At 58.4% G+C, this 10,976-nt stretch carries 8 protein-coding genes and 3 tRNA genes; 4 read left to right on the top strand and 7 right to left on the bottom strand.

Annotated features, from left to right (window positions below):
* The 3 genes from putA to AB5Y92_RS01750 form a co-directional block, all read right to left on the bottom strand.
* On the bottom strand, positions 1–2,105 hold a 2,105-nt coding region (gene putA / locus AB5Y92_RS01760; protein ID WP_368225295.1), incomplete at its 3' end, for a bifunctional proline dehydrogenase/L-glutamate gamma-semialdehyde dehydrogenase PutA.
* A gap of 313 nt (positions 2,106–2,418) precedes the next feature.
* Entirely contained in the window at positions 2,419–3,024 is a 606-nt protein-coding gene (locus AB5Y92_RS01755; protein ID WP_005335443.1) for a TIGR04211 family SH3 domain-containing protein, read from the bottom strand.
* A 146-nt stretch (positions 3,025–3,170) separates the two neighbouring features.
* Positions 3,171–3,923 carry a potassium channel family protein gene (locus tag AB5Y92_RS01750; RefSeq protein ID WP_005354446.1) on the bottom strand — a complete coding sequence of 251 codons (753 nt, stop codon included), beginning with the start codon at positions 3,921–3,923 and terminating at the stop codon, positions 3,171–3,173.
* Between the two features lie 101 nt (positions 3,924–4,024).
* On the opposite strand from AB5Y92_RS01750, the gene AB5Y92_RS01745 reads away from it, so the two are divergent.
* Positions 4,025–5,275 (top strand): methyl-accepting chemotaxis protein, encoded by a 1,251-nt coding sequence (locus AB5Y92_RS01745; protein WP_005362726.1) that lies wholly within the window; start codon positions 4,025–4,027, stop codon positions 5,273–5,275.
* A gap of 146 nt (positions 5,276–5,421) precedes the next feature.
* Here the strand turns inward: AB5Y92_RS01745 and gltX are convergent, their stop codons facing one another.
* Positions 5,422–6,837, bottom strand: coding sequence for a glutamate--tRNA ligase (gene gltX, locus AB5Y92_RS01740; RefSeq protein WP_164537624.1), 1,416 nt, complete (start codon positions 6,835–6,837; stop codon positions 5,422–5,424).
* A gap of 252 nt (positions 6,838–7,089) precedes the next feature.
* On the opposite strand from gltX, the gene AB5Y92_RS01735 reads away from it, so the two are divergent.
* From AB5Y92_RS01735 to AB5Y92_RS01725, 3 genes are all read left to right on the top strand, one after another.
* The gene (locus AB5Y92_RS01735) at positions 7,090–9,192 is read left to right on the top strand and encodes a methyl-accepting chemotaxis protein (RefSeq protein WP_164537625.1); all 2,103 of its coding nucleotides are present in this window, start codon (positions 7,090–7,092) and stop codon (positions 9,190–9,192) included.
* Between the two features lie 99 nt (positions 9,193–9,291).
* The gene (locus AB5Y92_RS01730; protein WP_103250429.1) at positions 9,292–9,960 is read left to right on the top strand and encodes a LysM-like peptidoglycan-binding domain-containing protein; all 669 of its coding nucleotides are present in this window, start codon (positions 9,292–9,294) and stop codon (positions 9,958–9,960) included.
* A 273-nt stretch (positions 9,961–10,233) separates the two neighbouring features.
* Positions 10,234–10,443, top strand: a complete 210-nt coding sequence (locus AB5Y92_RS01725; RefSeq protein WP_005338972.1) for a cold-shock protein — start codon at positions 10,234–10,236, stop codon at positions 10,441–10,443.
* Between the two features lie 239 nt (positions 10,444–10,682).
* Here AB5Y92_RS01725 and AB5Y92_RS01720 read toward each other — a convergent pair.
* From AB5Y92_RS01720 to AB5Y92_RS01710, 3 genes are all read right to left on the bottom strand, one after another.
* Positions 10,683–10,758: transfer RNA gene (locus AB5Y92_RS01720), tRNA-Gly, on the bottom strand.
* A 24-nt stretch (positions 10,759–10,782) separates the two neighbouring features.
* Positions 10,783–10,858, bottom strand: a tRNA-Gly gene (locus AB5Y92_RS01715).
* Positions 10,859–10,882: 24 nt separating this feature from the next.
* A tRNA-Gly gene (locus AB5Y92_RS01710) sits at positions 10,883–10,958 on the bottom strand.
* Positions 10,959–10,976 lie beyond the last annotated feature (18 nt).

The following is a 10,976-nucleotide window of genomic DNA, read 5'->3' as shown; positions in this document are numbered from 1 at the left end:
CAGACAAACACCCCGCGCCCCTGCAGGAACAGCTCGTTCTGCTCGCCGGTGTAACCGGGCAGCAGGGTCGCCTGCCCCATCAGGCTGCGCGCCTGCACCGCGTAGTAGCGGCAGAAATCGACCGCTTCACGCACCTCATCGATGCCATCTTGCAGCAACTTGCCCGCCTCGCGGGTACAGAGGGAGACAAACTGCTCGCGGTGCGCTTCCAGCAGATCCGCCAGCTTCTCCAGCGCGGCGGCACGCTCGCTCACCGGGGTTTCACGCCAGCGCGGGAAGGCAGCGTGGGCGGATGCTAAAGCCTGCTCCACCGCCTGCTCGTCGGCCCAATGGATCTTGCCGACGGTGAGGCTCACATCCTGCGGGCTCAGCACGGTGCGGGCTTCGCTGCGCTTGAGGGTCTCACCATCGACGATGGGCCCTGCCAGCCACTGCTTGCTCTCCAGCTCTTTCAAGCGGGCGAAGAAGGAGCGCTGGATGGAGAGGATGTTCATGTTGACGCCGCTGGAGTTCTTGCGGTCGGTGAAGAGGTTCACCGGCTGGGGAATACGGTCGTTGGCAAAACCTGAGTAGCGCTTGAGGGTGCGCAGCGGGTGCTCGGCCAGTGAATCCACCGGGGTATTGGGATCCACCAGCTTGTGAACGAAGGAGGTGTTTGCCCCGTTCTCCAGCAGGCGGCGCACCAGATAGGGCAGCAGATCCTTGTGGGCGCCGACCGGCGCATAGATGCGGCAGTGCAGGCCGGGATTGTCGTTCAGCACGGCGTTGTGCAGCTCCTCGCCCATGCCGTGCAGACGCTGGAATTCAAACTGGCGATCACCGGCCATCTCCAGAATGCTGACCACGGTATTGGCGTTGTGGGTGGCAAACTGGGGGGCGATAAAGCCGCGGGTCGGCTCACTCAGCAGGTAACGGGCGCAGGCGAGGTAGGAGATATCGGTGCCCGCCTTGCGGGTAAAGAGCGGGTAGCCGGGCAGGCCCGCCTGCTGGGCATATTTCAGTTCGCTGTCCCAGTAAGCGCCTTTTACCAAGCGAACCGGAATGAGGTCACCCTGCTCGCGGGCCAGTGCGGTGAGCCAGCAGAGTACCGGCAGGGCGCGCTTGGAGTAAGCCTGCACCACCATGCCGAGCTTGCCCCAGCCACGGTTGGCGTCGGAGCGGTAGAGCTGCTCGAACAGATCCAGCGACAGCTCGAGTCTGTCCATCTCCTCGGCGTCGATGCTGATGGCCACATCCTTGTCGCGGGCCAGACGCACCAGCCCCACCAGCCGCTCGCACATTTCGCCGAGCACCCGTTCGCGGTTGGCCACGTCATAGCGTGGATGGAGTGCCGAGAGCTTGATGGAGATGGAGGGGGCCGGGCCGCCGTCGCTGATCCGCTCGTTGCCCACCGCCTCGATGGCGTTGCGGTAATCGGTCAGATACTTGTCGGCATCCTGCATGGTCAGCGCAGATTCACCCAGCATGTCGTAGGTATGGGTGTAGCCCAGCTCGCGGGATTTGCGGCTCGCCTTGAGCGCCTCCTTCATGTCGCGCCCCAGCACGAACTGCTTGCCCATGATCTTCATGGCGGCATACATGGCGGATCGCACCACCGGCTCCCCCAGCTTGTTGACCATCCGCCCCAGCAGGTTGGCCGGGTTGCCGTCGAGCTTTTTGTCGAGCTTGATAATCTTGCCGGTCAGCATCAGCCCCCAGGTGGAGGCGTTGACCAGAGTAGAGTCGCTCTTGCGGAAATGAGATGACCAGTTGGCGCCGGAGAGCTTGTCCTTGATCAGGGCGTCAGCGGTCTCGGCATCGGGAATGCGCAGCAGCGCCTCGGCCAGACACATCAGGATAATCCCCTCCTGGGTATCCAGGCTGTACTCCTGCAGGAAGGCGTCGATACCGTCACCGGAGCCGCTCTCCTTGCGCACCTTGGTCACCAGAGTACGGGCACGCTGGGTCACCTGCTCCAGCGAGGCGCCATCCCCCGGCAGCATGGCCGACAGTTCGGCCAGATAGGCATTTTCATCCACCACATAGTTCTGGGTGATGGCTTCGCGCAGGGCGGCCAGATCAGAGGGGATATAGTCAGCGGCAAGTACTTGAGTAGCTTTGAACATATGGGGTCTTCCTGTACGCCCTAAGGCTGATATCGACAAAGGCGGTCGCGCCGCCGAAACGCCGACAATGTATACAATATCCTCCCCTATATGAAATGAATTTGTTGCCACTCTTTAACAAAGATCGCTAATTCACCCTATTCATTCCTTTTTGAAGCCAGCCCGCCAATAAACATGAGGGTCATCTGACTTAATTTTGTATACGATCTGCCGCCGCTCTATCGCAAAGCAGCCACCCATCCCCCCAATACGCCCCAAAAAAAGAAGGGCCGCCACGGCGACCCTTCTCATCAATTTATTCAGCCAAATGCTGTCAGTTCATCCAGCGATCGCCACGACTGCGACGACGGGGCAGCATCGGCAGCAGGATACCAAGCAGGATACCGGCCCCCACCATGGCACCACCACGGATAAACCAGTCCATCTGCATGTCGTGTTCCTGGTTGTCGTAGCTCTGGGTCAGGGCATCATTCTGCTCTTTGAGATTGCTCATCTCCTCACCCTGACTGACCAACTGGGCCTTGAGAGCGGCGATCTCCTTGCTCTGGGCAGCGATCTGGCCATCCTTCTCGGTGAAGCGTTTCTCGTTGTCACCGTTAAGGTTCTGCAGGCGATCTTTAAGCTCATCGCGCTCTTTTTCCACCTGGGGCAGACGCTCGCGCAGGCTGATCTGGCTCTGCAGTTCGCTGTTTTTGATCCACCCCTCGCGGCCACGACCGTCCACCACCTGGGTAAAACCGGCCTCGCTGTTCACCGCCTTTACCTCCAGCGGTTCACCAGCCTTGACGCTGCCAAGGATCCGGTACTGGGTACCCGGGCCATTGTGGATATAGGTAAAGATGTTGTCTGAAACATAACGGGTATCGGCCAGTGCCTGTTGGGCACACAAGCAGATCAAAATCCCGAGAAGGGCGCGCATGGTCGATCGGTTCTCTTTTTCAGGTTTGGACAAGAGGTTGAATGTTAAGCCGCCAGCAGGTTAAAGGACAAGCAAAGAAAAAGCACCTCCCCCCAGATAAAGAGCGCAGAGTTGCGAGTCACCTCGCAACTTGCCCGTCTGCGGTCTCACTTGTTTTTCAGCTCCTGCACCTCGCTGCGCAGGGCGCGGATCTCCCGCAGCAGCTCCTCTTGCTGGTTGTTGTAGTGATGACGCCACTTGTCGGTCTCGCCATCCCCCTTGTTGGGCTGCAAAAACAGGCTGGCCATAAAACCGCTGATGGCACCGAACAGACCGACCCCGAACAGGATCAGCAGGCTGGCGACAAACCGCCCCTCCTCGGTCTTGGGCACCAGATCGCCGTAACCGACTGTCGAGAGGGTCACCAGCGTCCACCAGAACGCGTCATAGGGTGTCTCAATCTGGCTGCCGGGCTGGCCTGACTCAATCCAGTACATGACGCCGGAGCCCACCCCCAGCAGCAGGAAGAACAGAAACAGGATGCCTGAGAGGGTGGTCTCGTTGCGCTCGCGACGGAACATGGCCCAGAGATCCGGGTGCTCCTTGAACAGCTGATAGACCCGCCACAGCTGGATCAACCGCGCCCAGCGCAGTTGCTCCGCCATCGGCAGGCTACCCGGCAGATAGATCCAGTTGGCCTTGAAATAGGCCTTGCGATCAGAGGCCCGGATCCAGCCATAAGCAAAGTGCGCGAGGAAGAAGTAGCAGATCAGACTGTCGAGGTCATAGAAGAGCTGCAGGGTCTGTGGTGTCAGGCTCTCATGGCCCCACCAGCGGGCCGTCACCAGCACAACCGATATTATCGACAGAAATGCCATCAGCAGATCCATCGCCCGCAGATGAGTTAAGTGATGTCGCATACATTTTCCAACTTTAAGCACAGTGCAAATTAATAAAAGAGAAGATAATGCCGATAGTCCTGAGGGCAAAGGAAAAAACGGCTTTTAAAAGGAGAATGACAATGCAGCTGAACCTGCTGGAGAAAAGAATGAGCAACATCCGGTTGGTACCCAAAGTGGTGCTGCTGATGGTGTTCAGTACCCTCCTGCTACTGACAAAACTCTGGTTTGACGCCAACAATCTGGAAGCGACCCTGCTCAGCGAAGGGCTCGATCCCGCCAAGGCGGATGCGATCTCCAATCGCCTGCTCTGGACCGGTCTTATGGAGACCGCCATCATGGGGCTGCTGTTCGTGATCCTGCTGCTCACCGGCTCCCGCCTGATGGTCAAGCAGGTGCACTATCTGGTGGGCCTGCTGGAACGCTTCGCCAAGCGGGATCTCAGCCACAAGGTACTGCTCAAGTCTCGTGACGAATTCGGTGACATCGCCAAGGCGGTCTCACACTCGCAGGAGAATCTTAAAGAGGTGTTTGGCAACCAGCGCGCCGCCTGCAAGGAGCTCAACGACATCGCCTCCCAGGTGACCCTTTGCATGGAAGAGGCCAACGAAGCGATCAACGAAGAGTTCACCCAGATCGAACAGCTGGCCAGCGCCATGAGCCAGATGGTCGGCGCCATTCGCGAAGTGGCCGCCCATGCGGATCAGGCCTCTCACGCCACTGCCGAAACCAGCCAGCTGGCGGAAGAGGGGAGCCGCTGCGTCGCTGACACCGTCAGCACCATAGACACCCTCTCCGGCAACATCCAGCGTTCCGCCACCGTGGTCAACGAGGTGGAGCAGGGGGTCGAGCGCATTGGCTCTGTGGTCGACACCATTCGCGGCATCTCGGAGCAGACCAACCTGCTGGCCCTGAACGCTGCAATCGAGGCGGCTCGCGCCGGTGAAGCTGGTCGCGGCTTTGCCGTGGTGGCCTCCGAAGTGCGTGAACTGGCCAACCGGGCTCAGGCCGCCACCGTCGAGATCCAGAAGATGATCGAACAGCTGCAGGGCAATGCCCATCAGGCTGGTGAGCTGATGGCCCAAAGCGTACAGCAGGCCGACAAGGGGGTGGAACAGGTGACCCAAGCCGGTACCCAGCTCGCCACCATAGTGCAGCGGGTACAGGGGGTCGCCGACATGAACCGCCACATCGCCGCCGCCTCCGAGCAACAGAGCTCGGTCGCCGAAGAGATGCGCGGCAATCTGGAGCAGGTCAAGCAGATCGCCGAAGGCTCCGTGGTGGTGCTGCGTGAACTGCAAGAGGCCTCCGAGCTGGTCGAGCAGCACAGCAAGGAGCTCGACAGCCAGATCCAGTCCTTCAAACTCGCCTGACAGCTCCCCGGGGCGGGCATGACCATCGTTGTGCCCCAGTTCCATCGCTCCCGGCCATAAAAAAATCCGAAACCAGTGGTTTCGGATTTTTTCTATTCACATGTGGCAGAGCAGGGTTATCCCCTCGTCTGCCACATCGGCAGAGCTTACTCGGCAGCCATGCGGGCTTCGATATACGCCAGCGCGCGGTCAATACGCGCCAGGACGCGCTCCTTGCCGACCAGCGCCATTACCGCGTCGATGGCAGGGGATTGGCCCAGACCGGTGACGGCCACACGCAGCGGCATACCAACCTTGCCCATGCCCTGACCCAGCTCGGCAGCGGTCGCTTCAATCAGCTCGTGCAACGCTTCGGTAGTCCAGCTATCCAGTGCAGCCAGCTTGGTCTTGGCCAGAGCCAGCGGCTCGGCAGCCACGCCACGCAGGTGCTTCTTGGCAGCAGCTTCGTCGATCGCCTCAAAATCTTCGAACAGGTAGCGGCTCTGGGCAGCCATCTCAACCAAGGTGTTGCAGCGCTCGGCCAGCAGGGTGACCACGTCGGCCAGCACCGGGCCACTGCTGGTGTCGATCTTCTGGTTTTCCATGTGCCATGCCAGATGCTTGGCAACATAAGCCGGATCCAGGCTGCGCATGTAGTGGTTGTTCAACCACAGCAGCTTGTCGGTGTTGAAGGCTGAGGCGGACTTGGAGATGGCATCCAGACTGAACAGCTTGATCATCTCGTCCAGGCTGAAGATCTCCTGATCGCCGTGGGACCAGCCCAGACGTACCAGATAGTTGAGCAGCGCTTCCGGCAGGTAGCCGTCGTCGCGGTACTGCATCACGGAGACTGCACCGTGGCGCTTGGAGAGCTTGGCACCGTCGTCACCCAGGATCATGGAGACGTGGGCAAATTCCGGTACCGGCGCGTTCAGTGCCTTGTAGATGTTGATCTGGCGCGGGGTGTTATTAATGTGGTCTTCACCACGCACCACGTGGGTGATCTCCATATCCCAGTCATCGACTACAACACAGAAGTTGTAGGTCGGCGCGCCGTCGGTACGGCGAATGATCAGATCGTCCAGCTCGGTGTTGGCGAACTCGATGCGGCCACGGACGTGGTCGTCGAACACCACGGAGCCTTCGGTCGGGTTGCGGAAGCGGATCACGTGCGGCGCATCGGCCGGGTGATCGTGGGCGTGGTCGCGGCACTTGCCGTCATAGCGGGGCTTCTCGCCGTTGGCCATCTGGCCTTCGCGCAGTGCTTCCAGACGCTCTTTGGAGCAGAAGCACTTGTAGGCGCGGCCATCGGCCAGCATCTCGTCGATCAGACCGTTGTAGCGATCGAAGCGCTTGGTCTGGTAGTAGGGGCCCTCATCCCAGTTCAGCTCCAGCCATTCCATGCCCTCAATGATGGCGTCGATGGCCTCCTGAGTGGAACGTTCCAGGTCGGTATCCTCAATACGCAGCACGAACTCACCGCCCTGGTTCTTTGCAAACAACCAGGAATAGAGTGCGGTACGGGCACCGCCGACATGCAAAAAGCCGGTCGGGCTGGGAGCAAAACGGGTTTTGACTTTCATCTTTAAGCCTTGTGTAGAGGGCCTTGGGCCAATTCGTTAGAAAAAACCGTCGCATTTTAGCACCGACAATCACGGATGGGAAAACCATGACGCCATTGCGGGCTAAAGTAGGGGATTAAATTTACTGGCGGGGCGCTTGCCGCCTGATATTTGAAGGGGATCGCAAAACAGAAGTTCTATTTCCTATTTGCTACAACCACTGTCGGCTTCGGTCGATATCCAAATAACACCGCTACTAAAAAGGAAGAGACGATGCAGTTCCGTTCTATCCAGAATCGCATTCTAGTGATGGCCGGGATCGCCATGACCACCGCCTTGGTCATCCTGATCCTGCTCAACCAATACTCGGGTCAGCAGACTCAACAACTCACCATCAGCTCCAGCCGTGAAGCGCTGCAGCAGGAGGCCTGGCAGAAGGTCAGCGCCAATGCCCGCGCCGAGGCGGCCACCATCACCCAACTGCTACAAAAGGCATTGGCATATGACCAACAACTTGCAGGAGTGGTTCAACTGGCCATTTCCAAGGAGCTACCACTGACGCGCCCCAACGTTGTTGCACTAATGAAAAAAACGTTGACCACAGATCCTCAGATATATGGCGTCTTGGCGGGATTTGAGCCCAACGCACTGGACGAGCAAGATAGTAATTATGTCGGCCAGAAGGAGCTGGGCAGTGACAGTAATGGCCGGTTTGTTCCCTATTACTACCGTGACGGGGGTTCTATAGGCACAGACCTGCTTTACTCCATTACCAAAACAGATACCGACAGCTTCGGTAACCCAGCCAACGACTATTACAGTTGCCCCCAACAGCATAAAAGTGCATGCCTTATCGATCCCTATGTATTTGATGTCAATGGCAAGCAAGTCATGCTGAGTACCATCTCATCCCCACTGTTTATTGACGGAGACTTCAAGGGGATCATCGGCGTCGATCTTGAGGTTACTGCCCTTAACCAGCAGGCCAAGAGCCTCAACAATAACATCTATGATGGCCAGGGGGAGACCCTGATCGTCAGCGCAGCTGGTGTGATTACAGGTACCAGCGGCAATGACAATATGCTGGGCAAGCATGCCAAAGAGTTGTTGGGCAACAACTGGAAACAGTACCTGCAACAGCAGGAGCAACGTGAAGAGCTCAACGACAATCTGCGTATTTCTGTACCAATCTCGGTTCCGGGAATGAGCCGCAACTGGGCCATCATCGTCACCCTGCCCTACAAGGTGGTACTGGCGGGCGCCGATCAACTGGAAAACCAGCTCAATGAGATGAACCGGGCCGCGGTGACCCAGCAATTGGTAGGCGCCGTTATCGTACTGGCGCTGGCGCTGGCCACCATGCTGGTAATTGCCCGCAGCATCACTGGCCCCATCCGTCAGATGGTCAGCCTGGTGGATGACATCGCCGATGGTGAAGGGGATCTCACCAAACGTCTCACAACCCGCTCGGTGGATGAGCTGGGGGATCTCGCCAAGGGGATCAACCGCTTTATCGACAAGCTGCAAGGGCTGCTCGGGGATGTGCTCAAGACTGCCAGCGAGGTGAACCGCTACGCTGGTGACACCGATCGCATCGCCGGTCAGACCGACAACAACCTGCAGCACCATCAGGCGGAGATGGAGCAGATGCTGACCGCGGTACAGGAGATGTCCTACGTCAGTCAGGAGGTCGCCACCCACGCCAACAATACCGCCGACTCGGCCAAACAGGCGCAAAACGCAGCCGATCAGGGCAAGGAGCGCTTCCAGCAGGTGATCCAGTCGATGCACAAGGTCGCAGCAGAAGCCGGTAAAGGGGCCGAAGTGGTGGAAGGGCTGGCTCACGACAGCGCCCAGATCACCAGCATCCTCACCGTCATTCAGGGAATTGCCGATCAGACCAACCTGCTGGCCCTCAACGCCGCCATCGAGGCAGCCCGAGCTGGCGAGCAGGGGCGCGGTTTCGCGGTGGTTGCCGACGAGGTGCGCAAACTGGCGGGCAACACCCAGCAGGCGGTACAGAACACCCAGGAGCTGATCGAGAAGATCCGCCTCAGCTCCACCAATGCAGTCAGCGCTATCACCCAGAGCCAGCAGCTGACCCATCAGGCTGTGGGCGAGGCGGATCTGGCGGAAGAGGCGCTCGGCAGCATCTACCAGGCCATCTCCACCATCAACGACATGACCTATCAGATCGCCTCCGCCGCCGAAGAGCAGAGCTCGGTCTCAGAAACCGTCTCCGGCAATCTGTCAAAAACCAACGCACTGGCCAACGACATTGCTCAGGATGCGACCGAAACGGCCAAAGCCAGTCAGGCATTGCGTCAGGCGGCCGACAAATTGCAGCAATTATTGGGTCAATTTCGTCTCAGCTGATAATTTTCCGCCTCAGGACTCTCCCCCTCGGGGGCGAGTCCGTTTACCATAGGCGGCGAATTTGCCTGATGGCAGGCAATGTAGTGAGAGGTAAATGCCGTGCCCACCCCGGACCGTCGCCCACGAGGCCATAACAGACGAGCCCAGCAGCGTCGCCAAGACGAATCACAAGGATCCCTGCTCCATCGCATCAATGCCGCGACCCTGTCCCTGCGCCAACGTTTTGGCCAAGGGATGAGCAACCTCGGCCAACGCCGCCAGGATGCCAAAGCAGGCAAATTCAAGCTGTCCAGCCCGCTGCCCCGCAAAAACACCATAGGTCTGCTGATCCTGATCCCGCTCTGGTTGCTGGTGCTGGCTTGGGAGCCAGCGCCATCCGCCCCCAAAGCCGCCCCTTCCGGCTCGCTGGAAGTGCCGCTGGCCGTGCCTGCTCAAGCTCTAACTGTCGGTAATGGCGCGGCAGGCAGTGCCCCCGCGGCAGCCAAGCCGGTCGAAGAGAAGGTTAACGGCACTTGGCTGCAACACGATGTGCAGGCGGGTGAGACCCTCTACTCCATCTGGCGTAAATTCGAGTTGCCGGGTGCCGAGCTGAGCCGCCTGATCGCCATCGAGGGGCCGGATCGTCCCCTGACCCGCCTGCAATCGGGCCGTTCTATCTTCATCCTGGTGGACGACACCCGCCGCATCCAGCGGGTAGAGATCCGCTCCTACGGTCAGGCAGTCTACCGCTACGACCGGCAAGGCGAAGGCTTCGCCCTCAAGGAATAACAAAACGGGAGGCGCTGGCCTCCCGTTTTTTTCAGTCAAATATCTTCAAATAAGCTACTGACTTCACAATATTTTTAGCTTGTTCAAAAAACGAAAGGGGTCAAATTGACAAGGATCGGCGCTAACGTACAATCGTTTGTGCTTTAGACAGGGATTGTTCTACGTGCTACTGGGACAAAGAGACGTGGTCAGTCATGAGCCAACCCCTGCTTGCAAGGCAAATGCAGCCCAGCACGGGCTTAGTTTCATTTTGTTATTGATAGGATTTAGCACATGTCTGACATTCGCACCGGCCAGGTAAAATGGTTCAACGAAACCAAGGGTTTTGGCTTTATTGAACAATCCCAGGGTCCGGACGTATTCGTTCACTTCTCCTCCATCCAGAGCACCGGTTTCAAAACCCTGGCTGAAGGTCAAAAAGTCCAGTTCACTGTGACCCAGGGTAAAAAAGGCCCTCAGGCTGAAAACGTTACTCTGGTTTAAGCCCGCGCCAGTGAATCATGCAGGAGGAGCCAAGGCCCCTCCTCTTTTTTGCCCGCAATTCTCGCCCCCCACCACCTGTCACAACCGCTTGCCTCGTACAATCCGCACCATGAGCCCACATCCCCTTCCTGTTGGCAGGAGGTGGAAGAGAAGCGCCTAGTAAACGCCAGATACGACAAAGCATCGCAACGCGATGTGAAGGGCGATTCAAAGGGATTATGAAAACTTCGAAGAGAGATTGGAGCGGGAAACGAGACTCGAACTCGCGACCCCGACCTTGGCAAGGTCGTGCTCTACCAACTGAGCTATTCCCGCAACAGAATGTCATTTACAAGTGATTGGAGCGGGAAACGAGACTCGAACTCGCGACCCCGACCTTGGCAAGGTCGTGCTCTACCAACTGAGCTATTCCCGCAACAGAATGTCATCTGCAAGTGATTGGAGCGGGAAACGAGACTCGAACTCGCGACCCCGACCTTGGCAAGGTCGTGCTCTACCAACTGAGCTATTCCCGCATCGGAATATCACTTACA

Source organism: Aeromonas sp. R1-1 (assembly GCF_040908495.1).
Lineage (GTDB): Bacteria > Pseudomonadota > Gammaproteobacteria > Enterobacterales > Aeromonadaceae > Aeromonas > Aeromonas veronii.
This window is presented reverse-complemented; position numbering and strand designations above follow the sequence as displayed.